This window comes from Pedobacter aquatilis (assembly GCF_030409415.1).
Lineage (GTDB): Bacteria > Bacteroidota > Bacteroidia > Sphingobacteriales > Sphingobacteriaceae > Pedobacter > Pedobacter aquatilis.
This window is the reverse complement of the sequence record NZ_JAUFPW010000032.1, coordinates 158,623-182,844: the sequence shown is the minus strand read 5'-3', so window position 1 is coordinate 182,844 and position 24,222 is coordinate 158,623. Positions and strand designations below refer to the sequence as shown.

The window sequence follows — 24,222 nt, the reverse complement described above, 5'->3', positions numbered from 1 at the left end:
CGCCCCAAAATCAATTATATTAAAATCTCTTTTCTTTGTTCTAATTGCTTCCCACATTTATAATATCTGCGAAAACACCAGCTGCAGTAACTTCAGCGCCTGCACCTGGGCCTTTTACTACAAGCGGGCGAGATTTATATCTGTCTGTAGTGAAGGAAATAATATTATCGCTTCCAGAAAGCATGTAGAAAGGATGACTATCATCAACCATTTGCAAGCTGATTTCTACATTGCCATCTTCTAGTTTACCGATGTAGCGCAAAACTTTTCCATCGTTTGCCGCTTGATTCTTCAAATTTTCAAAGTAGGCTGCGTTTTTCTGTAATTCTTCATAAAAATCTTCAACAGAAGTTGCGTTTAAACAAGCTTCAGGTAAAATATTATCAATTTTTACATCATCCGCCTCTAATGGGTAGCCTGCATCACGAGCGAGAATTAACATTTTACGCATAAAATCCTTTCCGTTCAAATCGTCGCGTGGGTCTGGCTCTGTGTAACCCAATTCCTGAGCATCTCTAACAGTTTCGTAAAAACCAGCTTCGCCTTTGAAATTGTTGAAGATATAGGAAATTGTTCCAGATAAAATTGCCTCAATTCGGGCCACTTTATCTCCACTCATCATCAGCTCTTTTAGGGTACGGATAATCGGTAAACCTGCGCCAACATTGGTTTCATAATAAAAATCGACACCAAATTTGCGGGCAGTATCTTTAAACGATTTGTACTGAGCAAAATCGGCCGAGTTCCCTTTTTTATTACAAGTAACCACTGAAATACTGCTTTCGAAAACACCTTGATAATAAGCTATGGGCCCTTCGGCTGCGGTATTGTCAACAAAAACGCAGTTAGGCAAGTTTAGGACTTTCATCCGCTCTACAAAACCAGCCAAATCTGCTTTTTCGCCATTGTGATTTAGCTCATTTTCCCAATCCTCTAGCGATAATCCTTCTGGATTAAAAATCATTTTTCGGGTATTGCTAATCCCTGCAACTTTAACCTGTAAATCGTTATTGGCAGCCAGGAAAGGCATTTGCTCTTTTAACTGATTAAACAAAGTTTTGCCGATGTTTCCAGTGCCTAAACAGAAAATATTTAACGTACGTTTTAAATCGGTAAAGAAAGCATCGTGAACGGCATTAACTGCTTTTGATAAATCAGCTGCGCTGATAATTACTGAAATGTTATATTCTGATGAACCTTGTGCAATAGCCCTAACGTTGATACCGTTTCTACCTAGAGCATTGAACAATCTGCCACTCATTCCTGGTGTACGTTTCATATTCTCGCCAACAATGGCTAAAATGGCAAGGTTATTTTCTACTTCGGGTAAAGCCAGTTTATTGGCATCTAACTCCAGTTCAAATTCTTTTTTAATTAATGCAATTGCCTGACCCGCATCTGTAGGTTTTACAGCAAAAGTAATGCTATGCTCTGATGACGATTGCGTAATCAAAACCACATTAATCTGTTCGCGAGAAAGTAGAGAGAACAATCTGCCACTAAAACCAGCCTTTCCAACCATACCGCTACCTGTAAGGTTGATGATACTGATGTGGTCGATGGATGAAATGCCTTTTATCGACAAACTAGATGCTTTTACGTCGCTTTTTATATAAGTTCCTGCAAAATCTGGTTGGAAAGTATTTTTTATAACCAACGGAATTTTCTTCATAAAAGCTGGAATCATCGTTGGCGGATAAATTACCTTCGCTCCGAAATAACTCAATTCCATTGCCTCGGTATAGCTCAATTCTGGTAAAGAAAAAGCTTTTTTAACGATGCGTGGGTCGGCAGTCATCATGCCATTTACATCAGTCCAGATTTCGATTTCCTCTGCATTTAAAGCGGCGCCCCAAACTGCTGCGGTGTAATCAGAACCACCACGACCAAGCGTAGTCACTCTGCCTGCTGCATTGCTGGCAATAAAACCTGTTACGAAAAGCACTTTATCTTTGTTTGCCTGATAGAAATCGTTAATCAGCATTTCCGTTAGCTCGGTATCAACCTTTGCCTGTCCGAAATTGCTGTCCGTTTTAATAAATTCGGCGCCATTTACATACAAAGCCTCCGCAAATTGTTGCGATGCGATGTGCGCAATCATAAAAGAAGAGCAACGCTCGCCGTAGCTTAAAATCTGGTCTTTGGTCTGCAAGCTTAACTCTTTAAGGTTGGTTACAGCTTGCAGCAAATCTTCTAATTCATTAAAGAAAATTTTTAAACGCGTAAAAACCGGATTTTGCGCTGCTGCCGGTAAAAGCGAACGGATAACTGCGAAATGTTTAGCTTCAATTTCCTTAATTCCGGTATCGTAATCTTCGCCTCGCTCGGCTTTTTCAGCCATATCGGTTAGCAAATTGGTTACGCCACTCATTGCCGATAATACAACTATCGGATTGCTTTGTAATTTTTCTTTGGCTACTATGTTTAGCAGCGTTTTAATGTTCTCGGCCGAACCTACGGATGTGCCGCCGAATTTTAATACTTTCATTGTTTTTGGTTTTAATGAATCTTGCAATTTTGCTTGTTAATCAATGGTTTGTGCAATTTTCTATGGTTTTCGGTTTAAAAAAAAAGCGCCCCGATTTGTGTCGGGACGCTTTTTGTGTTTTATGTTAATTCAATTTACAACAAATTAGCCCCGCTGGTTTATCCCGGTGGTAATAATAATCGTTGTAATAATCGAAGTGTTAAAAGTCATAGTTTCTTTGTGTACTTTGTACACCGTAAAGTAGATGATTATTTTTCTTAAATGCAAACAATTTTAAAATTTATTTGAAAATATTCTAATAAAACGTTTAACTGAATGAAATAACGCTATTTTTTGGACTCGAAACTAAATTGGGTTTTATTAGTTGATGTTGTGTGGCATTTCGTCATTGCGAGGCACGAAGCAATCTCCTTGCTAATATATTGCTTCGTGCCTCGCAATGACGAAGGGAATGAATAAGGTACTACAAAAAATAATTTGAAAAGCAAGGTTCTGTCCACTTCGGTTACAGCAGTCCTGCCATTTGCTGCAATCTTTTTGATTTCTGTGCTACCTTAAATTTTCGTCATTGCGAAGAAGAACTTTGCTGCAATCTATTTAATTTTAGTGCAACAAAAAGTATTTTCGCGTCTGTCAGGTTTAGCCAAATTAGGTTTGTGGCATTATTTGAGTTTCTTGCCACTCAATAGGTTTATAAAGCTAGAGGTGGCTAAAGCCCTTATACATTATAAAATAACAGGCAGCTAAAGCAGCCTGCAATGAAATGTTAACCACTATTTGCTTTTTTGCATTTTCAAAATTCATTGCCGTTGGTTTCAACCAGTCTTGGTTACTAATCGGCATGTAATAAAATGGTAAATGCTATTTGCATTTTCAAAATTCATTGCCGTTGGTTTCAACCAACGGAAAAATAAGCAATTAGCCTTTACCTAATCCCGATATAAATCTCTACTTCAGAATCTTCACCCTGCTGAGATTTAGCATCATAAACTTCAAAATCGGCAATGTAAGTTCTGTTTAAATTAGCATCAGCATTCCAAATTTCTTTCCATATTTCTACCACAGCATTTGGCATTTCGCCTTTTGCAATATATTTTTTTAAGGTTTCGTTATTAATCTCTTTGCCAACCATCCCTTCAGGAATATCATCTATTGAAGTTACGCGTTGTCCGATAATGGCCGTGTATTTTCCGGTGTAATCGCTTTCGTAATTGTTATAAATGGCATAAACATCATCACTTTCTTTATTAGGGATTTTATTAAAGATTTGTTCATTATAGAACTTGCCCCAAAGTTGGCCTAAATCTGTTGCTGCCTGATTGTTTTGATTTGTTGTTTTTACCGAAATACCGATAATTTTAAAATTTTTCATGGCTTGGTTTAAACGAAGATATTGCTTGTAACCAATATTTTTAATTTAGGTTTTCAACAAAATTTAGTTGCAAAAAGAATAATTTAGGTTTATCCGTCATTTCGAGCGAAGCCGAGAAATCTTTGTAATTAGGTATATAAAAGATAGAATTTGTGCATTCCACTTTACTCTAGTTAAAATTGCGACACTATGCAGTGAAAACTTTGTTTCTTGTACTGTCTTTGCATTTTAAACCTGATTGTAGCGAGCATGAAGCTCAGCGGAATAAAGCAAAAAGCAGGACTAACTTTAAGATTAGATAAAGGTTTTGCTTTCCAAATCTTAATCAATTCATCTTCGATTTTACAACTTACATCTTCCATCCTTTTAGTTACCTTTGTTGTAAATATGCAAGGCTTAGTTATTAAATCTACAGGGAGTTGGTACAGTGTTTTGGCCGAAAATGGCGAACGTTACGACTGCCGGATTGTTGGTAAATTTAGAATAAAAGGGATTAAAACGACTAACCCGATTGCTGTAGGCGACCGTGTGAAATTCGATTTTGAGAGAGATAGCGAGCAAGGTTTAATTAACGAATTATTGCCTCGTAAAAATTACATTATCCGCAAATCGATTAATTTAAGCAAGCAGGCTCAAATTTTGGCGGCTAATTTAGACATGGCCATTCTGGTGGTTACATTGGCTTCGCCAAGAACATCTTTAGGTTTTATTGACCGGTTTTTAGTAACTGCCGAGGCTTATGATGTGCCTGCTGTTTTGGTTTTTAATAAACTGGATTTGTTTAGTAAAGAGGGCTTAGAAATATTACAAGAATTTAAAGATATTTACGAAAACATAGGTTATCCGTGTTACCAAGTTTCTGCGTTAAAAGGGATAAATATTCCGGTTATTCAAGAACTTATAACTGATAAAATTACCTTAATTTCTGGGCACTCGGGCGTTGGGAAATCAAGTTTAATTAATGCTTTATTACCCGATAGAGATTTACGTACCGGCGAAGTTTCTGATTGGAGCGATAAGGGGCAACATACCACAACCTTTGCCGAAATGTTCGAACTGCCACAAGGTGGTTTCATTGTCGATTCGCCTGGTATTAGAGAATTAGGTGTAATTGATATTGAAAAAGAAGAGTTGGGACATTTTTTCAGAGAGATTTTCCAAACTTCACACAATTGTCGTTTTAATAATTGCCGCCATGTAAATGAGCCTGGTTGTGCGGTAATTGAGGCGGTAAATAATGATGAAATTGCGGTTTCGAGATATGAAAGTTACTTGAGTATTTATCATGGTAACGATACCAGACACTAACTTAAGGCAATAATTCAAAATATTATCTTTCTCATTATAATTTTCAAGTTTATTATGCGAGCAGTTTTACAAAGAGTTACACATGCAAGTTGCGTTGTTGATGGCCATATAACAGGACAAATAGGGTTGGGTTTTTTAGCGCTTTTAGGTATTGAAGATGCCGATACCGCTGAAGATTTAGATTGGCTTGCGCAGAAAATTGTAAATATGCGAGTTTTTTCTGATGAGAATGATTTAATGAATAAGGCACTTGCCGATGTTGGTGGGAGCATTCTTTTAGTCAGTCAGTTTACATTGTTTGCCGCTACAAAAAAAGGAAACCGACCTGGGTTTACCAGAGCTGCCAGACCCGATTTTGCAATACCGCTTTATGAAAAAATGATAGAAAAGTTATCAGCTTTGCTTGGTAAAAAGGTTGAAACTGGAATTTTTGGCGCAGATATGAAAATAAGTTTGCTTAATGATGGACCGGTTACGATTGTAATTGATACTAAAAATAAGGAATAAGCGATGACCATTAACGAAGCGCAAGAAATTGTAGATAAGTGGATTAACACAACTGGAATTAGATATTTTAATGAGCTAACAAATACGGCTATTTTAATGGAAGAAGTTGGTGAAGTTGCCCGTATTATGGCTCGTAAATATGGAGAGCAATCTTTCAAAAAAAGTGATGAAGATGTTAACCTCGCCGACGAAATGGCTGATGTTATGTTTGTGTTGATTTGTTTGGCCAATCAAACCGGGATAAATTTAACTGAAGCACTTGAAAAAAATCTCCAAAAGAAAACCATCCGCGATGCGGACAGGCATAAAAATAATCAGAAACTGAAATAATATGGGTATTTAACCAACAAACTCCATTAAACTGCGGTAAGCTACAAACCTATTTTTAAACTTAGAATTTAAATCTTCTTGTAAAGCTGGGGCATATTTTTCTTGATATTCATTGTAATTCTCTAAACTATCAACCACATATTGGGCACAATAAGTTACACCTTCATTTGGAGAATCTATTACTTTTAAGAGTCTGTGTGATACAAACATGCCCGTAGCTAAAACTTCGGGAATGTGGATTTCATTCATCCATTTTAACCACTCATTTGCTGCAGTATCTTCTAATATTAAGGTTACGTTGTATAAAAGCATGTACAAATATAAATAATATGCTTGGCTAATGATGCCTTAATTGTGATGCCGGAATGTAAAATATTAATCTTTTTAATTTGTTAAAATAAATGATAAATTTTTCGATCTTAGTGTTTTAGAATTAACAATCGCCCCTTAATGAAATTTTTTCGCCCATATAGATGTTTCAAGGCATTTATTATTATTGCTGTTTTAACCACAATTTGTTTTTTTGCATTCGTATCTCAGGATAAAAATGTATTTGCGCCTAATTTTTTACTAAGTGCTCTAGCCGATTTATATTCGTTTTTTCAATTTCCAACCCATACTTTTTTGTGGAAGATTTTTAGTGTAAATTCTGCACTATACTTTTTTGGGTTAGTTTTTAATTGTGCATTATATGCATTTATTATTGAAGTTGGTTTAGCCTTAGAAATGCAAAAACGTTACGGTAAGCAAGAGAACGAGAAAAAGGAAGGTGAGGATTAAACACCGTCTCCGCGTAAATTTCTAAATCTTTTTCTAGCTTCCGCACTAAACATACTTCCCGGATAATCGGTAATTAACTTTTGGAAATACAATTTAGCCTGTACTAAATCATTTAGCTTTTTTTCATATATATCAGCAAGGGTAAAAAGGGCATCATCAGTCCATATTCCATCTTTATAATTTTCGCCAACTTGTTTTAAAATTGCAGCGGCTGCTTCAAATTGATCTGATTTTATCAATATTTTTGCTTTGCTCATCAATATTGCATCTGCAAGCGTATTTTGAGGGAATGCAATTGAAATACTATCTAATTTTTTAATGGATTGCTCTGGCAAATTGCTAAATGCCAGCATTTCAGCATCGGCATACATCTTTAGCGCATTACTATCTGTTGGGGTTTGAATATTATCGGATATTAAAAGACTTAAATTTAATGCATCGTTTGCAATTAATTGGGTGGTTGCGGCTTTTAAAATTAAGCATTGACTCATGCTATACTCGAAGTTTCCTTGATAAAAGGAAAGTTTTGCGCTTCTAAATCTTGCTTCGTTGCCAATCGGTTGTCCTTCAAACTGCTTACTTACCTGTTCATAAACCAAAAATGCCTCCCAAGGTTGTTTGGTTAAAATGTAAATGTCGCCCAAATCAAGTTTAAGCTGGCCATTTTCCTGCGGAGTTAATCCCGGCAATTTCAGCGCTTCCTCCAAGGCAATTTCAGCCTTTTTTGGTTGATTTAAGTAGTACGATTGTAAGTTCGACCATTTTTTTATGGCAAATAAAGTATTCTTGTTTTTGCCGTTTTCATCTAATAGAACCTGATAATCTTTGGCTAATAGGTCTAAATCTGCGATATTAAATTTCCCTTTGGTTTGAATATTATATTTTGTATTGAGCAATTCGATTTTGGCAGGAAGGTAATATCGATTTTCTTTTCCTTTACTAATTATGTATTCGTAAGCTTTAATTGCTGTGTCAAAAGCACCGTTATCAGCAAAAGTATAAACAGCATTAAAAAGCGTAGTTCCATCGGCTTTGGTTCGTTTATCATAAGCAATTAACTGTCGCAGTGCCATATCATATTCTTGCTGTTGTATGTAGTTCCATGTAAGCAGTTGAATATAAATTTCAACATCTGGTGCTTTTTGAATTTTCTTTAAAATTCCGGCTTGGAAGGTTTGGTAATCATTTTTATCTTCGAAAATCATTGATAAAACGGCTTCTGCCTGTGGTAGAAGTTGTGGAGCAGTTGGTAAAATATCCAAATATTCCTGCATCAACATTGGTTTGTCTTTTTTAAAGCGATAAATGTTTAAAAGTTCAAATGCAAAAGCCTTCTCGTCATTTAATATTTTTCGCCCATATTTAAAGGCTTGTATTGCGTATTCATAATTCTCAAAACGATAAAAATTATTCGCAAGCATTCTAATCCGAAATTCGTCTTTTGGTAATTTATTTATTGCTTCGGTAAATATTTTATTGGCCGCTGTTGCATCGCCTTTTTCTTGATATAATTTACCCAAGGCTACCACATACATTTCATTATCAGGCGATAGCTTGATTTGTTTTTTTACTGTTTTCTCTGCAACATCATATTTTTTCAGCTTCAGCAAAACATTAAAATAAATATCAAAATAACCCTCGTTATTTGGGTTTGCGAAGAGTTTTTCTAATAAAACGGAAGCTTTTTCATAATCACCATCCTGATAATACTGAATTGCTAACGATGCATCATCATTGGCAATTTGTCTACCAGGCCGAAATGTTTGTGCATTCGAAGCGATGGCAGTCAGAACTAAAAGAATAAAAATTACAGACTTCATTATAGAAAATATTCGTTTTAAATGTAACATTTTAATACCTAATTCTTTAAACTCCATTAGCAGATAAAACGTATTTTAAATGTTACCTGTATTTTATTTCGTCTGTTTATTTTAAATACTAAATTGGAACTAATCGGGTATTTGCAATGTTGGTAACATTCTTACTGCATAATACCCTTAAGCTATTAGGTTATTATATTTTTGTCGTCCCGAAAAAAGAGATTATGTTTAAAAGAATTGTTTTATTGGCTGTAGTGGCTTTTATTTTGGCTTGCAAAGGTTCAAAAAAAGAGCAAACTATTCCTGTAGATAATTTTTTTCGTACTCAAGATAAAGCATACTACCATGTATCTCCCGATGGGAAATCTCTTTCATATTTAAAACTTCAGGATAAAAAACTAGATCTTTTTGTAGAGGATATTGAAAATGGAACAGTGAAACAACTTACTCATCTGGAAGAAAAAAGCATAAGTTTTTATTTCTGGACCAGTAATAATGAGTTGATTTATTATACCGAAGATGAATCCAAAGAAAGAAAATCTGATTTGTTCGTGGTGAGTAAAGATGGGAGCAAACGAAAACAACTAAGTTCGAACGAAAAAAATCGACTGCGTGTTATAGAAGATCAGCTTATTGATGATAAGTATATTATCGTTGCTTCAAATAAACGAGATTCAACTGTTTTTGATGTTTACAGACTTAATGTTCGTACTGGAAATATGGATATTGCAGCGAAAAATCCTGGTAATGTTACAGAGTGGGTAACCGATAATAAAGGGATTTTAAAAATTGCTGTGGCTAGTGATGGCGTGAATGAGACACTTTTATATCGCGAGAACGAACGTTTACCATTTAAGGCGGTAATTACAAACAATTTCGAAACAACGCTCCAACCAGTTGCCTTCTCAGAAAATGAAACTGATGTGCTTTACGCCATTTCTAACGTAAACAGAGATAAAAATGCCTTGGTGGCATTAGATTTAAAAACAGGAGCAGAAAAGCAGGTTTTGTTTAGTAACGACACGCTAAATGTAGTTGATGCCAAATACTCGAAGGCTAAGAAGAGAATGATGTTTGTTACTTGCGAAACCTGGAAGAAAGAAAAATATTATTTAGATGATAGTACCAGAATTACTTATTCAAAAATAGATCAGCTTTTACCTGGAGCCGAGTGGCGAATAATGGATAAAGATAAAAATGATAATGTTTTTGTAGTTAGAACTTATACAGATAGAAACCCAGGTTCTTACTATTTGTATATAGTTAACCAGAATAAGCTTAAAAAACTGGCAGATATCAATCCATCAATTAGTGAGGATGATATGAGCCAAATGAAGCCAATAAGTTATAAAGCTAGTGATGGCTTGCAGATAAACGGCTATTTAACGCTGCCAAAAAATAAAAAGCCAACAAATTTACCCGTTGTGGTTTTGCCTCATAATGGTCCAGGCAGTAGAAATACTTGGGGCTACAATGCCGATGTTCAATTTCTTGCAAATAGGGGTTATGCTGTATTGCAGGTTAACTACCGTGGTTCTGGTGGTTATGGTAAATCATTTTATGCTGCCGGATTTAGGGAATGGAGTGATAAAATTCAAGAAGATGTTAACGATGGTGTTAGATGGCTCGTTCAGAAAAAAATTGCAAATCCTAAAAAAGTTGCCATTTATGGTAATGGATTAGGTGGATTTATTGCACTAAATTGTTTATATAAAAATCCCGATATTTATGCTTGTGGTGGCTCAAATTCTGGAGTAATCAGTTTATTTAGCTATTTAACAACAATACCGCCATTCTTAAAATCAAATTTGCAGATGTACTATGAAATATTTGGCAACCCTGAAACTGATACTGATTACATTCGTTTTGCATCGCCTGTTTTTCATGCAGATAGATTTAAAGCACCGCTCTTTATTGCTCAAAACCCAAAAGACCCTCGCGTAAATGTTGCGCAAGGCGTTCAATTTGTAAAAGAACTTAAAAAAAGCAATGTTTCTGTTACTTACATAGAGAAAGAAGAAGGTCCGAATCCGGTTTTAAGGCAGCAGGGTAGAACTGCTTTATATAAGGCGCTGGAAGAATTTTTACAAGAAAACCTGAATAAAAAATAGGTTATGGCCTTGGAAAAGAAGAGTGGTTATCGGAAAAATTTCTCGTTGAGTGTTACCTTCATCGTGCTCATCTCTGTACTCTTTATTCTTTCATTGTTTTTAGCTTTTAATTACAGCAAAAAATCAATCGAAAATGAATTTGTTTCAGAAAAGGTTAACGTTTTAGAGCAAAGTATTCAATCTTATAATGAATTCTTCCAGAATAAAATACCTGAAGTTTCTTATTACAATGGCTTTTTAGATTCGGCTACTGCCTCTAAATTTGTTGATACCGTTACACTGAAATATCCTTTCGTATCTAAAGTAACGTTTTACGATTCGGAGGTTAAAAATACGCCGGTTAAAGATGGAATGAATGCGGGCCATTTCTCAATCGGACCAAAATCTATATTTCAATTTGGTAAAACGGTAAAGCCCGATTCTGTTAAATTATTTTCTGAAGACGATACCCGCTCTTTTAAAGTTAATGATGACTTTAATGGAATGGCATTAAAACTTGTTCGTTTTATTGACCAGCTCGATACGGCTTCGGTTCCATCGCAGGAAGAATTATTTACAAATTTCTCGGTCGTTTTATCAAACAAGATAACTTACTTAAACATCCCTCGTCAGGAAGATTTAAAAATGTATAAAGAAATGCTTCAGCGTAAGCTTGAGCCTTCTCCGGTGTATCAGCAAGATATGCTGGTTTTCGAATTGAATCCTTACAAAATAAACGTTATTAATACTCGCCCTTTATTGTATCAAAGCATCAAGGTTGAGCCTTTAACTTACGATCCGATAGATACATCAGATGAAAATATAACAACTGAAATTGCTTTGCCGGGTGCTTTTTCAGATTTTAAATTGTATTTCACTTCTTCAAAATCATACATAAAAAAAGAAATTTTTATCTACTTTTTGCCAATTGCGCTGGTTTTGCTTTTGGTTTATGGAGTATTGTTGTTAGTGGCCTTTTTAATTTATAGAAACTTAAACATCAACAGTAAAATGTTTAAGCTACAATACGATTTTGTAAATAACCTAACGCATGAGTTTAAAACGCCGGTGAGTGTAATTAAAATTGCGGGTAATAATATTAAAAGCGCACCATCTTTAAGTCAAAAGGAACAGCATCTTTATGGTAAGATTTTAGATGAAGAAGCTGATAAATTAAATGGTTTGATGAATAAATTACTCGCATTTACTCAAATTGAGAATAAGGCCATTAAATTTAACCAGGAAGAGGTTAATATTAAAGATTTTATTGAAAGTACAATAGAATCGCACACCTTGAAACATCCCGATTTTGCTATAACATACGAAGTTGTAGGATTTAAAACCTTTATAACGGATCCGGTTTTATTGGGTAGTTTGTTCGATAATTTAGCAGAGAATGCTTATAAGTATTCTAAACCAGAAAATAAGAAACTGCACATTAGCGCAAAGCTGATAAAAGGCGTTTTGGTTTTTCGCTTTGCTGATAAAGGAATCGGCATCCCATCTTCAGAATTAAATAATATCTTTAAGAAGTTTTTTAGAATACAGAACGAATATAACCAAATGGGAAGTGTAGGCTTGGGTTTGGCATTTTGTAAAGAACTGGTTAACTTTATGCTTGGCGAAATTACTGTTAAGAGTAAAGTGGGTGTGGGCACAGAATTTAAAATTGTATTGCCATATAATAGTTAACAGGAGTTTTAAGGTTTTAAAGTTGAAATGTTCAAATACAATCTTTTAACTTAAACCTTTGCAAGTTGTAGCGCTCTAAATAAAATATAAAATTTAAATGTTGTAATATTAAAGCTTTCGGGAACAGTTTTTTAAAACCTTCCAACCTTTAAACTTTACAACCAAATAATACACATACAAATGTCTAAAGAAGTAAAAATATTAATTGTAGAAGATGATGAAAATCTTCGTTTTTTGGTGGCGCACCGTTTAAAGGCCGAAGGTTACAATGTGCTTGAAGCTAATGATGGCGAAGCTGGTGAGCGAATGATTTTAGCAGACCAACCTGATATTGTTTTATTGGACTGGATGATGCCTGGTAAACAAGGTGCCGAAGTTTGTGAATCTGTTCGTAAGCAGGGTTTCGAGAATTTGATAATTATGATGACTGCCAAAGCTCAGGATGTAGATAAAATTGATGCTTATAATTTTGGCGCATCTGATTATATCACCAAACCATTTAATATGGATGTTTTAGTTGCCATGTTGGAGAGTAAAGTCAAATTTATAGTTAATAAAGACTCTGCCGAAATACATCGTTTTGGTAGTATGGAGCACCATCCTAATATTCATACTTTATTTAGAGATGGTAAGAAAATTGAGCTAACGATTTTAGAAAACCGTATTCTACTTTATTTCTTACGTAATCCTGGTAAGGTTATTAATCGTGATGAATTAATGCTTGTGGTATGGGGGTACAACTCTGATGTAAACACACGTACATTAGACATGCACATTGTTCGCTTGCGTAAGAAAATAGAATTGAATCCTGATAATCCGCAGTTATTACAAACCGTTAGAGGTGTTGGTTATCGTTTTAATGCGGGGTAGATTTAATTATTGAATGAGAGGATGATTGAATTAAAGAATGTTTCTTGCATTTTGCGGATATTCACTAATTCAGTCATTCAAAGCTCAATCATTCTTTTAAGCTCTTTTTAAAGTAAATACAGTTATCTCTGGTAAAATACCAACCCTGCCTGGGTAACCTAAAAAGCCATAGCCAACGTTAACATAAAGTTGTTGTTGCTGTTCGCGATATAAGCCAGCCCATTCTTTGTAAATATACTGAACCGGGCTCCATTGATATTCTTTTAACCGAACGCCAAACTGCATGCCGTGTGTGTGTCCGCTAAACATGGCATCGATTTGAGGATACTTTTGCAAAACTTCTCCACGCCAATGTGATGGGTCATGACTTAGCAAAAGTTTAACAGGTAAATCATCAGTATTTTGCACCGCCAATTCCATTTTTCCATATTTAGGGAAACGACCCATTCCCCAGTTTTCAATGCCTAAAATTCCAATTTCTTCACCATCAACTTTTAATCGGCGATTTTGGTTCATCAATAAATCGTAACCCATTATTTTATGAACCTCAATAATATCTTTAAGGTTTTTGACCTTGGCTGGCGATGATTCTTTACCAAAATAATAGTCGCCATAATCGTGGTTACCTAATGTAGAATAAACGCCCAATGGTGCTTTTACTTTTGCGAATATGTCCTGATACTCTTTTACCTCATTTGTGAGATTGTTTACCAAATCACCAGTAAAGAAAACGAAATCTGGCTTTTCGGCTAAGAGCATTTCTACCCCGCCTTTAACAGCAGTTTTATTGTAAAAACTGCCTGAGTGAATGTCGGAAATTTGTGCCATTGTAATGCCATCGAAAGCCTTTGGTAAGTTGGGAAGGATTAAATTTACACGTCTAACCTGATAATCGTATGCTCCAGAAATAATGCCCCAACTTAACGACGTTAACGGAACTGCAGCAGCGACTAAACCTGCTTTCACTAAAAATTCAGAGCGAGAAATCTGGTCTATATCTTCTGGTACATCTGCTCTTTGAACAGCTTGTTTTGCTTCTTTCCTTTTAAAAAGTTTGATGAATAATCTTCTTATATCATCTAACACAAGAAAAGGCAACATTGCCAATTTACAAGCTACTGTTAGAAAGAAAGCAACTAAAATAATTGCCCTCAAAGTTAAAAAGAGATTCAGATATATGCCAGCAAAAACTCCGATAATTAATGATATACTAAAGCTCCAATATAAAATGCCAAATATTTTTTTTGTTGATGGCTTCCATTTTTTAAAAACCGAAACAATGGCTCGGTAACAATAAATATCAAAGGCTGTAATTAAAATGCAGGCAGCAATAATGAAAGGTAATCTTCCCATATTGGGTTTATTCGATTTAAATAAAAAAAAATGAAGATAGCTTACTTAAGCTCATCAAATTAAGCTTGTCAAAGGATTTTTGCATTATCATTTCGACAGGCTCAATGTGACAAATTTAAAATAAATATTACCTAAAATCATCTTCATCCTCTTCCTCATCAAATTCGGCATTGAACAAACTGCCAAACATATCAGAAAATCCGAAACCGCCGTTAAGGAAGTTTTTGCTTAGTTGAGAATATTCAGCCAATCCATGCAATACAAATTCCATCAATAACAAAGTCTGGTTTTCGCTTAATTTCGGGTGGAATTTTTTAACCAAATCATAAAGTCCAGGAACCAACATCAATGCTTTTTTGTATTGCGCATTTGTTAAACTGTCCGTTACATCAACATTATTTCCATCTGTAAACCATTCTGTAATTTCTGTATAAGGATTTGCCGTTTTAGTTTTCTTAGCCTTTTCAGGGTCCGGGAAATAGCGAGCAAATAAGGTTTTAACGGCTTTGCCTATTAAGGTAGTCGCTACATGAGCAGGACCTTCTAATTCGCCTTCATAAACCAGTTCTATTTTACCCGTAATTGCAGGGATAATTCCGGCTAAATCAGATAAACGAACAAAAGTATTTTTCTCCGCAGAAATTAGCATTCTCCGTTCTGCGGTGCTAATTAAATTTTCGTAAGCTGAAATGGTCAACCTTGCAGAGACACCCGATTTCTGATCGATGTATTCACTTTTACGAGCTTCAAAAGCAATTTGTTCAACCAAATCCTTTAACAATCCATCAGCCTCAATGGTTTCTCTTTGCTCTTTGGTAAGCTTAGCCTCCTGGAAAGTGATCTTTCGAGAAATTTCGATACTTTTTGGATAATGCGTTAAAATCTGACTTTCAATTCTATCTTTTAGTGGTGTTACAATACTGCCACGATTGGTGTAATCTTCAGGGTTTGCGGTAAACACAAACTGAATATCTAAAGGTAAACGCAGTTTGAAACCACGAATTTGAATGTCTTTTTCCTGAAGCATGTTAAACAAAGCCACCTGAATACGAGCTTGCAAATCAGGTAATTCGTTAATTACGAAAATGCTGCGGTGGGCACGAGGAATCAATCCGAAGTGAATTACACGCTCATCGTTGTAAGTAAGTTTTAAAGTTGCAGCTTTAATCGGGTCAACATCGCCAATTAAATCGGCAACTGTAACATCCGGAGTAGCTAATTTCTCCGTATAGCGTTCGCTGCGGTGCAACCAGGCAATTTCGGTTTCATCACCTTTGGTGGCAATTTCATTTTTTGCAAACCACGAAATTGGATTCAATGGGTCGTCGAAAATTTCGCTTCCAGCTACATAAGGAACATATTCATCCAATAAATTAACCATTAAACGAGCAATACGCGTTTTTGCTTGTCCGCGTAAACCTAAAAGTAAAATGTTGTGGCGAGATAGAATTGCTGTTTGCAGCTCTGGAATTACAGTTTCATCATAACCGATAATGCCTTCAAATTCTGTTTTTTTATCTCTGAGAACTTTAATCAGATTTTCTCTAAGTTCTTCTTTAACGCTTCTTGATTTATAATTTGTTGCCTTTAAGTGGCCTAAAGTTGTGTTTTGCATATTTGTTGGAGTAAGGATAAAAGAGCAAAGAATAAAGACCGTTTAACATAATCGAACAATCATTATTCCTTGCTCTTTGTTCTTTTATCTATTTTACTGTCTTCCTTCTATTTTTAATATAATCTTCAAAAATGTATTCGCCTAAACCTGTTAGCGAACTATAAAAAGCTCTTCCGCCATTAATTTCGGTAAACTGGCGGACAAACTGTTGTAAATAAGGGTCTTTAGCAATCATAAATGTAGTAATCGGGATTTTTAATCGCTTACATTGAGCCGCCATATTTAAGGTTTTATTAATCACCTTTCTATCCAAACCCATGCTGTTTTTGTAGTATTTGCCGTTTTCTTTCAAGCAGGTTGGCTTCCCATCGGTAATCATAAAAATTTGCTTGTTATGCGTTTTCCGACGACGAAGTAAATCGGTCGCCAACTCTAATCCCGCAAAAGTATTGGTATGGTAAGGGCCAACTTGCAAATAAGGCAAATCTTTAACGGTAATCGGCCATGCATCGTTTCCAAAAACCACGATATCCAAAGTATCTTTCGGGTATTTCGTTTTAATCAGTTCTGCTAAAGCCATGGCAACCTTTTTGGCTGGTGTAATTCTATCCTCACCATATAAAATCATCGAGTGCGAAATATCAATCATCAACACCGTAGAAGTTAGGGTTTTAAAATCCTTTTCTTCAACTTCTAAATCTCTGTCTGTCAGTGTGAAATCGCCAATGCCGTGGTTAATTTGCGCATTTTGGATAGAAGCCGTCATATCAATTTGGTCTAAACTATCGCCAAAATTGTATTCCCTTCTATCAGCATTTTTTTCTTCACCAATGCCACTTTGATTGCTGTTATGGTTACCCCGACCAGATTTTTTAAGCTTTCCGAAAATCTCATCCAAGGCCGATTTACGAATCGTTTGCTCGGTTTTGGCCGTAATTTTGAACTCACCCGATTGGTTATCTTCGGTTAAATAGCCTTTATCTTTCAGGTCGTCGATAAAATTACCGATGCCATAATCATTGTTGGTTAATTTGTATTGTTTATCGAGTTCGTTCAGCCAGCTTAAAGCCTCTGCCGCATCCCCAGCCGTATAATTTAGCAATTCGCTAAATAATTTCAGCAACTCATCAAAACCACCCTTTGGCGTTTCGCCAGGTTTGTAATCAGAAAAACGAAAACCTCTCATGTAATTGTATTAACGGATTACTAAAGGTAAAAGTTTCGGTTTTAACTAATTTAAGCTTGGTGTCATATTTGGGAAGTAAAAAGTGAAAAGTACAGAGTATAAAGTATAAAGTAGAATGTCAGAGAGTGCAAATAAAACTTTAAACTCAAAACTTTCAACTTATATGGGCGTTCCCCAAGCTGCGCAAGGGTCGGGCTTTTCAGGGCTACGCTTCGCTTCGGTGCCGTGAAAAACGGCACTAAACCCTTTCAATCCCTAACGCAAAACCCATCGCCTTATTTCCGTGAAATTCTGTGTCTCCTGGCAAACAAATTACCCCAAAGCCATATGGTAAATCTTTTTATTATACTCAGGATTTGCACCCGCTTGCGATGCCACAAAAGCACCAACCTTACAAGCATTATCCAAAATGGTTTCCATTGGGTAAGCTTGCAAGTAACAGGCAACAAAAGTGGCTAAAAAGGCATCGCCTGCGCCTACGGTATCTGCAACTTGCACTTTGTAACCGCTGTGCTGAAACAATTTGCCATCTTTTAGAACACAAGCACCTTTATCGCCAAGCGTTAAACAAATAATTTCTATTTTAAATGTTGATGATAATTGTTTTAATAGTTGCTCATCAGTATTTCCGGTTAAACCAAAAGTTTCTTTTACCCAAATAATTTCATCCTCATTAATTTTTAAAATATCAGCCTTGTTTAAAAGTTCACCAATTAGTTCTTTATCATAAAAAGGGGCACGTAAATTAATGTCAAAAATTTTGGTCTTTGCATTTTCTAAAAGCTCCAGAATGGTTTTTTTTGATTTTTCATCCCGACAGGTTAAACTGCAATACACTAAAGCATCGGCTTGTTGAACAGCTTCTATATTTTCTGGTGTAAGTTTTATATCATCCCAGGCAACAGGCTGTTTTATGGTGTAAGTGGCTTGTTGTTTATCATCTAACTGAACCACAACTGTACTGGTTGGTAATTCGTTATTGGTTTGAATTAAATTAGTAGGAAAATTGCTGTTCGATAAGAAACTTAGCAGCTCTTTTCCATCATCATCATTGCCAACTGCACTTATAAAATTACTATCAATACTTTGTTTATGTAAGTTCAAAGCAACATTCATGCTCGAGCCGCCAGCTTTTTTGCCATCAGGAAAAACATCCCAAAGTATTTCGCCGATTGTGATTACTTTATTTTGCATAGATTGAAATTAAGAATGTAAAGAAACAATTTTTATACATGGAACGAAATAATTTGTTTCATATCTTTATCACAAGATCTAAAAATTATGAAAAGAATTTTAATTGTTGCTTTTGTGCTAATTTCGTTTTACGCAAGTGCTCAAACCTCAAAAGATAAACAGGCTATTTTAAATGTTTTAGAACAACAAAGATTGGCTTGGAATAAAGGTGATTTAGTTGCTTTTATGGATGGTTACGTAAAATCAGACAGTTTGCTTTTTGTTGGCAAAAGTGGACCGACTTATGGCTGGCAAAAAACTTTAGATAATTACAAAAAGAATTATTCTGGCAGTGCAGGCATGGGCATTTTAACTTTCGGTATCAAGAAAGTCGATTTTTTAAATAAAGATGTTGCTTTCGTTTTAGGAAGCTGGCATTTGAAACGCGAAAAAGATGAACCGCAAGGTTATTTTACTTTGATATTTAAAAAATTAAAAGGCGAATGGAAAGTAGTTGTCGACCATTCTAGCTAAATCGGAGTCTTCAGTTTTTTATATTTATTTCGGAAATATTGAAGTGAAAATATGGTTAACAAACACCCAATAACTGATAAACTAATTACGCTGTTGGAAAAGAATGTTACCCAGTTTAATTTTACTTTCAATATCTCTTTGGTAAATAGAACGCCAATACTGCCAACGTAACCAAAAGAATCGGCAATGTAAATTAGAAAACCCACGTTGCTGGTGTATTTAAAGGTAGAGATTAATCTGTCGAAAAAAACGGCATTGAAAGGAATGTAAACCATATAAAGTCCTAAGCCGGTAAGTGTCATCCACCAAATTGGCGGCAATAAGTTTACTTTAAAAAGCCAGCTAAAAACACCTGCGATTATAAATCCTGTTAAGATAAAAAAGTGTGCGAGCTGCAAGGCTTTGAAATTGTTTTTGATTAAAACCATGCTGCCAATAAGCACTAAAACAATTAAAGTTATTGGCGTTTCTGTTTTTGCAAAGATGGAGGGCTGATTAAAAAAGCCCATTTCCTTCCACATTTCTGCACTAAAATTATCTCTAATATCTCTAAAAATGGTGGCAAAACAATAAATGGTAACGCAAGCTAATAAACCCCAGAAAAAATCTTTAATGAATAGCTTTCGGTCTGCATTATTCATTGGCAATCGCTCTGTTCTGTATTTATTATCTTCGGCATCTGGTGCGGGTATTTTTTCCATCAGAAAAATAAAAAATACTAATGGTAATGCGAATACCAAGCCTGTGTAAAAGGGAATCCAAAACTCAGAAATGTTTAAGGTAAGGCTTAGCCACAAACCAACGGATTTTACAAAGCCTGATGCGAAAATGAAACTCACGGCTAAAGTTGCACCAATAAAGTCAGTGCTTCTTCGGCCTTCTACATAAGAAAAAACCACACCCCAAAGCATTCCTAACGGAAAGCCATTTATAAAAAGGAAAATTACATTATAGGGTATCGGAATTATGGCAAAGAACAGCCAACTCAACCAAGAAATGGCCGTTAGCAATGCAATAATTTTTCCTCTTCCGGTTTTTTTTAATTCTGAAATGAACTTGATACCGTAAAACTTAGCTAATAAATAACCAAGCATTTGCGCAATTACTAATATGATTTTGTAGCTATATCCAGCAATAGTTAATCCATGAAAAGTTGCAACGGTAAAAGATTTTCTGAAACCGAAAATCATAGTGTAGGCTAAAAAAACAACAACTGCGGTATACAAGCCGGTTTTTATTTGCTGATTGTTTTTTGATGCCATAATTGAATATAGCTTAATTTTTAGAAAATCAATGTAATTACTTTTGGCTACAGCCGTCCTTCTTTACACTGTATCTTTTCGCTATGCTCAAAGGATGCCGTTTCAATAAGGTTTATTTAACAAAGTGTTGTAATTCTTTTGAAACTTTGCCCCCTCAACATTTCTAAAAATTTTGCCAAACCAGACTTTACTCTCCTAACTTAAAATCTTTGTAATAATAATCCTTATCGGCATCGGTTAAATGACGAATTACCCTGCATGGATTTCCGGCAGCGAAAACATTATCGGGTACATCTCTGGTTACCACACTACCAGAACCGATAACTACATTAGAACCGATTTTTACACCCGGATTTATCACCACATTTCCACCAATCCAAACACTATTGCCAATTGTTACTTCTTGCGCCCATTCAATTTCCTGGTCGCGTAAGTGTGCATGTATAGGATGGCCTGCTGTATAAATGGCCACATTCGGTGCAATGAATACACTGTTTCCAATGCTCACTTTTGCGCAATCTAAAATGACAAGGTTAAAGTTGGCGTAGAAATTATCACCGATTTCGATATTGTAACCGTAATCACAACGAAAAGGTGGTTCAACGTAAAACATTTTTTCTGTTTTGCCGAAAAGTCTTTTCAATAACTCTTTTCTCTGTTTTATAAATTTTGGCGCCAGGTTATTAAACTCGTGTACAATTTCACGGGCTTTTAATCTTTCCTGAGCTAATTCAGTTCCACCAGCGAAATAAGCTTTGCCAGCCAGCATTTTTTGTTTTTCGGTAAGGATTTCGTTTTCCATGTATCGAAGATAAAAAAGTTTATGATTTTTTTTCGTGATTGCGGGAAACGAATCGATCTTTAAAAAATAAGTTAAGCCGCGATCGCTTTAGGATTGCTTCGTGCCTCGCAATGACGATTGCGGGTGTGATATAACTAACAAACTCACACCATATAACGAGCTTTGGAAATATCCTACTAACAAAAAACGGGGCTACCGATAAACGATAGCCCCGCTGAAATTGCTTTCCCCAAACCGATTAAACGGTTTAAAATATATTTTATTTTACGGTTTCCCTTTTGCCAATGCTTTTTCTGCAATTACTACTGCTTTTTTCTCTCTCCAATGTGCATATTTTTCTTTAAATGCCATTTTAATTAAGCTATCTACAGCGCCATGTCTAAACAAACTCCATACGCTGGCAACTTTTCTTGAGATAGATTGGTCCCAAGCACGAAGACTTAATGAGAAAGATCCATCAACATATTTCATCCAATGCCACATTCCTGTAGGCATAAATAAGGTATCGCCATGCTCTAAAAATACTTCATAGCCTTCTACACCTCTCAAAGCTGGGAATTTTTCAAAATCCGGATTATCTACTTTGTAATCTTCCAATGCATAAGTTGCATTTGGTAAGCAATACAATCTATCTTTCCACTTATAATCAAAAAGAATAATGTGTTTTCTACCGCCAAAATGTGTATGGAAAATATGAGGTAAATCGATGTCGTAATGTAAAAACGTTACCGAGTTCGAACCGCCAAAAAACATGGCCGGCATACTTTCGATAAAACCGCCCATTAAATCTTTGGGTATTTTTATATCGTTTATTAAACTTGGTACTTTTTTAAATAAATTAAAAAAGAAAATACGAAGCTCAGTAGGTTCGCGTTTTATCAAATCCAGGTAATCACCGAATTTCATATGTGCAGTGGCCGCATTAATTGGTTTTGAAGGGTCGGCTTTAGAATTATCGTATAACGGAACTTCTAAATCGCCACCAATTTCTTTCAAATATTCGGTTGTCCATTTTTCTCTTGCAGGCCAATCTTTTGTAAGGCCTCTAATAACCAAAGGACGTTTCGTTTTCAGATAATTTTTCTTAAAATCCTCTGGAGTGATATGCTCAACGATATCTACAGGTTTTAAAATGAAACTCATGGGCTCAAAATCGGCTGTTTATACCGAACAACAAATGTGTGAATTTTATTTAATAATTTTGTTACCAACACTTAAAAGTGTCGAAAATCACTTAATTCTGACTTAATAATTATTTAATAATTTGTTGTTACGCAACAACTTTTTGCTTAATTATTTCAGCATAAGCTTCATCCCATAAATCAATACGGCTTTGCAATGCAATTTTTGCAGTTTGTTCAGCTTCAACCCAAAAGGTTTCATCAATTTCGCAAAGTTTTTCTGTCATTGATAAAGCTAAATGACTATGGTGGTCGCCATCAACTTCAATATGTCGCTCTAAGTAATATTTAAAGGTAGATACCTGTTCAGGTTTACTGCTGTTTAAATCGTTAACCATGCTAAAGAACATGTTCGGAATTAAATCCTCTCTACCAAAAGTAAAACTTGCCGCCTGTAAATGCGGTTTATTATGGTTTATGGTTTCAAATGTAGATTTAACAAAATTTCTGGCCGCATTCGGAACCTGCGCAAGTTCAAAAGCAATATCGAAATCTCTTCCGTTTTGTAATGAGGTTAAGAAATTTTTTATCGGTCGGGTATTTGCGCCGCATTGTTCCATCGCATCAAGGTATAATTCAAAATGGCTTTTAATGTTACCTTCAGCATCAACATCGCTTTCTTCGCCGGCAACAATTTCATTTATCAACTGGCGTGAAATTGCATCGCCAACCGGAAACCAAGGCAAAGTTGTACAAGTTAAGTTAATCTGTAGTGCTTTGAGTAGCGACATAAAATCCCACACGGCATAAATATGATGCTCCATGAAAATCTGTAAATCTGCTAATTCACTTATTTCGCTGTAAACTTTGTGGTTAATAATTTGCTGCCTAAGCGGCTCAATGTTTTGCTGAATTTTTAGAATATGGGGATTCATTGTTTTGTTGAGGGAATGGCTAGCTTTTAAAATTTTATTCTAAATACTTGGCCACTCTTTTTTGTTTGCGGTAAAATTATGTAGATAAACATCAGTATTAAGGAAATATTAAAAAACCTGAAAAACGACTGACAAATAATAGATGTTTTGATTGAATTTTAGCAAATAAAAAACGCTTCTGTCAATCAACAGAAGCGTTTACATATAGTTATAGGATGTGAAAATTATTTTAATTCGGCATTAATACCGTATCGATAACATGGATAACACCATTTTTTTGACTTACATCAGCAATTGTTACTGTACTCATTCCACCTTTTTCATCTTTAAGCATTAATTTTTTGCCTTCCATCCAAGCCCAAAGTTTGCCACCTTGTACTGTGGTTAATTCAGCTTTTCCACCACCAGCTTTAATAGCAGCAGCAATTGCTTTACTATCCATTTTTCCGGCAACAACATGGTAAGTTAAAATTTTAGTTAACATTGCTTTGTTTTCTGGTTTTACTAAATTATCAACTGTTCCGGCAGGTAATTTATCAAATGCAGCATTTGTTGGTGCAAAAACTGTGAACGGACCAGCGCTTTTTAAAGTTTCTACTAAACCAGCAGCTTTAACAGCCGCTACTAAAGTTGTGTGGTCTTTTGAATTTACGGCATTATCAACAATATCTTTAGTTGCATACATTTCTGCACCACCAACCATTGGATTTTTTTGAGCGTAAACTTGACTTGTAAATGCCATAGTTACAACGGCAATCGCAGATAGGATTAATTTTTTCATTATTTCTAATTTTTAAGTTTCTGTTATTTGATTCCATTTACGACAGGACACAGACGCTTGGTTTTTAGAAATTAGAATAAAGGTATAAGTTGTTGATTTTTAGTGTTTTATTTTTATTTGGAAATATCCTATAGCAAATATTTTGAAAGATAGTCCGCCTTTCCGCTAAATCTTTTTTGCATAGTGGAGCTTACGAAGTTTAA

General features: G+C 35.4%; 21 protein-coding genes. 8 read left to right on the top strand and 13 right to left on the bottom strand.

Annotation, left to right across the window (positions count from 1 at the left end):
• Nucleotides 1–40: 40 nt before the first annotated feature.
• Nucleotides 41–2,488 carry a bifunctional aspartate kinase/homoserine dehydrogenase I gene (thrA, locus tag QWY86_RS14930; RefSeq protein ID WP_290243141.1) on the bottom strand — a complete coding sequence of 816 codons (2,448 nt, stop codon included), beginning with the start codon at nucleotides 2,486–2,488 and terminating at the stop codon, nucleotides 41–43.
• A 925-nt stretch (nucleotides 2,489–3,413) separates the two neighbouring features.
• Entirely contained in the window at nucleotides 3,414–3,860 is a 447-nt protein-coding gene (locus QWY86_RS14925) for a GyrI-like domain-containing protein (protein ID WP_290243140.1), read from the bottom strand.
• A gap of 387 nt (nucleotides 3,861–4,247) precedes the next feature.
• Here QWY86_RS14925 and rsgA point away from each other — a divergent pair, with 387 nt between their 5' ends.
• From rsgA to QWY86_RS14910, 3 genes are read left to right on the top strand one after another with little or no spacing between them, the layout of a single operon-like run.
• Nucleotides 4,248–5,168, top strand: coding sequence for a ribosome small subunit-dependent GTPase A (gene rsgA / locus QWY86_RS14920; protein WP_290243158.1), 921 nt, complete (start codon nucleotides 4,248–4,250; stop codon nucleotides 5,166–5,168).
• A gap of 54 nt (nucleotides 5,169–5,222) precedes the next feature.
• Entirely contained in the window at nucleotides 5,223–5,675 is a 453-nt protein-coding gene (gene dtd, locus QWY86_RS14915) for a D-aminoacyl-tRNA deacylase (protein WP_290243139.1), read from the top strand.
• 3 nt (nucleotides 5,676–5,678) lie between these two features.
• Complete coding sequence (locus tag QWY86_RS14910; RefSeq protein ID WP_290243138.1) at nucleotides 5,679–6,005, top strand: nucleotide pyrophosphohydrolase; 327 nt, start codon at nucleotides 5,679–5,681, stop codon at nucleotides 6,003–6,005.
• A gap of 9 nt (nucleotides 6,006–6,014) precedes the next feature.
• On the opposite strand, the gene QWY86_RS14905 is transcribed toward QWY86_RS14910, so the two are convergent.
• On the bottom strand, nucleotides 6,015–6,317 hold the full coding sequence (locus QWY86_RS14905) for a DUF4286 family protein (protein ID WP_290243137.1): 303 nt from the start codon (nucleotides 6,315–6,317) through the stop codon (nucleotides 6,015–6,017).
• Between the two features lie 138 nt (nucleotides 6,318–6,455).
• On the opposite strand from QWY86_RS14905, the gene QWY86_RS14900 reads away from it, so the two are divergent.
• Complete coding sequence (locus QWY86_RS14900) at nucleotides 6,456–6,785, top strand: hypothetical protein (RefSeq protein ID WP_290243136.1); 330 nt, start codon at nucleotides 6,456–6,458, stop codon at nucleotides 6,783–6,785.
• Here QWY86_RS14900 and QWY86_RS14895 read toward each other — a convergent pair.
• A complete protein-coding gene (locus QWY86_RS14895; protein ID WP_290243135.1) occupies nucleotides 6,782–8,605 on the bottom strand; it encodes a tetratricopeptide repeat protein in 1,824 nt (607 codons plus the stop codon). The genes QWY86_RS14900 and QWY86_RS14895 overlap by 4 nt on opposite strands.
• Before the next feature lie 224 nt (nucleotides 8,606–8,829).
• Here QWY86_RS14895 and QWY86_RS14890 point away from each other — a divergent pair, with 224 nt between their 5' ends.
• The 3 genes from QWY86_RS14890 (at nucleotide 8,830) to QWY86_RS14880 (ending at nucleotide 13,257) form a co-directional block, all read left to right on the top strand.
• Complete coding sequence (locus tag QWY86_RS14890; RefSeq protein WP_290243134.1) at nucleotides 8,830–10,716, top strand: S9 family peptidase; 1,887 nt, start codon at nucleotides 8,830–8,832, stop codon at nucleotides 10,714–10,716.
• A 3-nt stretch (nucleotides 10,717–10,719) separates the two neighbouring features.
• Complete coding sequence (locus tag QWY86_RS14885) at nucleotides 10,720–12,387, top strand: sensor histidine kinase (protein ID WP_290243133.1); 1,668 nt, start codon at nucleotides 10,720–10,722, stop codon at nucleotides 12,385–12,387.
• Nucleotides 12,388–12,567: 180 nt separating this feature from the next.
• A complete protein-coding gene (locus QWY86_RS14880; protein WP_231459006.1) occupies nucleotides 12,568–13,257 on the top strand; it encodes a response regulator transcription factor in 690 nt (229 codons plus the stop codon).
• A gap of 96 nt (nucleotides 13,258–13,353) precedes the next feature.
• Here the strand turns inward: QWY86_RS14880 and QWY86_RS14875 are convergent, their stop codons facing one another.
• The 4 genes from QWY86_RS14875 to QWY86_RS14860 all read right to left on the bottom strand — a co-directional run bounded on the left by QWY86_RS14875 (nucleotide 13,354) and on the right by QWY86_RS14860 (nucleotide 18,605).
• Nucleotides 13,354–14,610, bottom strand: coding sequence for a metallophosphoesterase (locus tag QWY86_RS14875; protein WP_290243132.1), 1,257 nt, complete (start codon nucleotides 14,608–14,610; stop codon nucleotides 13,354–13,356).
• A 127-nt stretch (nucleotides 14,611–14,737) separates the two neighbouring features.
• On the bottom strand, nucleotides 14,738–16,225 hold the full coding sequence (locus tag QWY86_RS14870) for a magnesium chelatase ATPase subunit I (protein ID WP_290243131.1): 1,488 nt from the start codon (nucleotides 16,223–16,225) through the stop codon (nucleotides 14,738–14,740).
• An 88-nt stretch (nucleotides 16,226–16,313) separates the two neighbouring features.
• Nucleotides 16,314–17,411, bottom strand: a complete 1,098-nt coding sequence (locus QWY86_RS14865) for a vWA domain-containing protein (protein ID WP_290243130.1) — start codon at nucleotides 17,409–17,411, stop codon at nucleotides 16,314–16,316.
• A 312-nt stretch (nucleotides 17,412–17,723) separates the two neighbouring features.
• On the bottom strand, nucleotides 17,724–18,605 hold the full coding sequence (locus tag QWY86_RS14860) for a carbohydrate kinase family protein (RefSeq protein WP_290243129.1): 882 nt from the start codon (nucleotides 18,603–18,605) through the stop codon (nucleotides 17,724–17,726).
• Nucleotides 18,606–18,692: 87 nt separating this feature from the next.
• Between QWY86_RS14860 and QWY86_RS14855 the strand changes: the two genes are divergently transcribed.
• Nucleotides 18,693–19,118, top strand: coding sequence for a YybH family protein (locus tag QWY86_RS14855; protein WP_290243128.1), 426 nt, complete (start codon nucleotides 18,693–18,695; stop codon nucleotides 19,116–19,118).
• On the opposite strand, the gene QWY86_RS14850 is transcribed toward QWY86_RS14855, so the two are convergent.
• The 5 genes from QWY86_RS14850 to QWY86_RS14830 all read right to left on the bottom strand — a co-directional run bounded on the left by QWY86_RS14850 (nucleotide 19,115) and on the right by QWY86_RS14830 (nucleotide 24,019).
• Nucleotides 19,115–20,380 carry a DUF5690 family protein gene (locus tag QWY86_RS14850; RefSeq protein WP_290243127.1) on the bottom strand — a complete coding sequence of 422 codons (1,266 nt, stop codon included), beginning with the start codon at nucleotides 20,378–20,380 and terminating at the stop codon, nucleotides 19,115–19,117. The two genes, QWY86_RS14855 and QWY86_RS14850, sit on opposite strands and share 4 nt — an antisense overlap.
• Before the next feature lie 187 nt (nucleotides 20,381–20,567).
• Nucleotides 20,568–21,182 carry a sugar O-acetyltransferase gene (locus QWY86_RS14845; RefSeq protein ID WP_290243126.1) on the bottom strand — a complete coding sequence of 205 codons (615 nt, stop codon included), beginning with the start codon at nucleotides 21,180–21,182 and terminating at the stop codon, nucleotides 20,568–20,570.
• 264 nt (nucleotides 21,183–21,446) lie between these two features.
• Nucleotides 21,447–22,325 (bottom strand): cupin-like domain-containing protein, encoded by an 879-nt coding sequence (locus QWY86_RS14840; protein WP_290243125.1) that lies wholly within the window; start codon nucleotides 22,323–22,325, stop codon nucleotides 21,447–21,449.
• A 127-nt stretch (nucleotides 22,326–22,452) separates the two neighbouring features.
• Complete coding sequence (locus tag QWY86_RS14835) at nucleotides 22,453–23,238, bottom strand: DUF3050 domain-containing protein (RefSeq protein ID WP_290243124.1); 786 nt, start codon at nucleotides 23,236–23,238, stop codon at nucleotides 22,453–22,455.
• Between the two features lie 229 nt (nucleotides 23,239–23,467).
• Nucleotides 23,468–24,019 carry a fasciclin domain-containing protein gene (locus tag QWY86_RS14830; RefSeq protein WP_290243123.1) on the bottom strand — a complete coding sequence of 184 codons (552 nt, stop codon included), beginning with the start codon at nucleotides 24,017–24,019 and terminating at the stop codon, nucleotides 23,468–23,470.
• Nucleotides 24,020–24,222: the final 203 nt, after the last annotated feature.

Excerpts from the sequence above, each read along its gene's own strand:
- thrA (WP_290243141.1), bottom strand. The coding sequence starts at position 2,488 with ATGAAAGTATTAAAATTCGGCGGCACATCCGTAGGTTCGGCCGAGAAC.
- QWY86_RS14925 (WP_290243140.1), bottom strand. The coding sequence starts at position 3,860 with ATGAAAAATTTTAAAATTATCGGTATTTCGGTAAAAACAACAAATCAA.
- rsgA (WP_290243158.1), top strand. The coding sequence starts at position 4,248 with ATGCAAGGCTTAGTTATTAAATCTACAGGGAGTTGGTACAGTGTTTTG.
- dtd (WP_290243139.1), top strand. The coding sequence starts at position 5,223 with ATGCGAGCAGTTTTACAAAGAGTTACACATGCAAGTTGCGTTGTTGAT.
- QWY86_RS14910 (WP_290243138.1), top strand. The coding sequence starts at position 5,679 with ATGACCATTAACGAAGCGCAAGAAATTGTAGATAAGTGGATTAACACA.
- QWY86_RS14905 (WP_290243137.1), bottom strand. The coding sequence starts at position 6,317 with ATGCTTTTATACAACGTAACCTTAATATTAGAAGATACTGCAGCAAAT.
- QWY86_RS14900 (WP_290243136.1), top strand. The coding sequence starts at position 6,456 with ATGAAATTTTTTCGCCCATATAGATGTTTCAAGGCATTTATTATTATT.
- QWY86_RS14895 (WP_290243135.1), bottom strand. The coding sequence starts at position 8,605 with ATGAAGTCTGTAATTTTTATTCTTTTAGTTCTGACTGCCATCGCTTCG.
- QWY86_RS14890 (WP_290243134.1), top strand. The coding sequence starts at position 8,830 with ATGTTTAAAAGAATTGTTTTATTGGCTGTAGTGGCTTTTATTTTGGCT.
- QWY86_RS14885 (WP_290243133.1), top strand. The coding sequence starts at position 10,720 with ATGGCCTTGGAAAAGAAGAGTGGTTATCGGAAAAATTTCTCGTTGAGT.
- QWY86_RS14880 (WP_231459006.1), top strand. The coding sequence starts at position 12,568 with ATGTCTAAAGAAGTAAAAATATTAATTGTAGAAGATGATGAAAATCTT.
- QWY86_RS14875 (WP_290243132.1), bottom strand. The coding sequence starts at position 14,610 with ATGGGAAGATTACCTTTCATTATTGCTGCCTGCATTTTAATTACAGCC.
- QWY86_RS14870 (WP_290243131.1), bottom strand. The coding sequence starts at position 16,225 with ATGCAAAACACAACTTTAGGCCACTTAAAGGCAACAAATTATAAATCA.
- QWY86_RS14865 (WP_290243130.1), bottom strand. The coding sequence starts at position 17,411 with ATGAGAGGTTTTCGTTTTTCTGATTACAAACCTGGCGAAACGCCAAAG.
- QWY86_RS14860 (WP_290243129.1), bottom strand. The coding sequence starts at position 18,605 with ATGCAAAATAAAGTAATCACAATCGGCGAAATACTTTGGGATGTTTTT.
- QWY86_RS14855 (WP_290243128.1), top strand. The coding sequence starts at position 18,693 with ATGAAAAGAATTTTAATTGTTGCTTTTGTGCTAATTTCGTTTTACGCA.
- QWY86_RS14850 (WP_290243127.1), bottom strand. The coding sequence starts at position 20,380 with ATGGCATCAAAAAACAATCAGCAAATAAAAACCGGCTTGTATACCGCA.
- QWY86_RS14845 (WP_290243126.1), bottom strand. The coding sequence starts at position 21,182 with ATGGAAAACGAAATCCTTACCGAAAAACAAAAAATGCTGGCTGGCAAA.
- QWY86_RS14840 (WP_290243125.1), bottom strand. The coding sequence starts at position 22,325 with ATGAGTTTCATTTTAAAACCTGTAGATATCGTTGAGCATATCACTCCA.
- QWY86_RS14835 (WP_290243124.1), bottom strand. The coding sequence starts at position 23,238 with ATGAATCCCCATATTCTAAAAATTCAGCAAAACATTGAGCCGCTTAGG.
- QWY86_RS14830 (WP_290243123.1), bottom strand. The coding sequence starts at position 24,019 with ATGAAAAAATTAATCCTATCTGCGATTGCCGTTGTAACTATGGCATTT.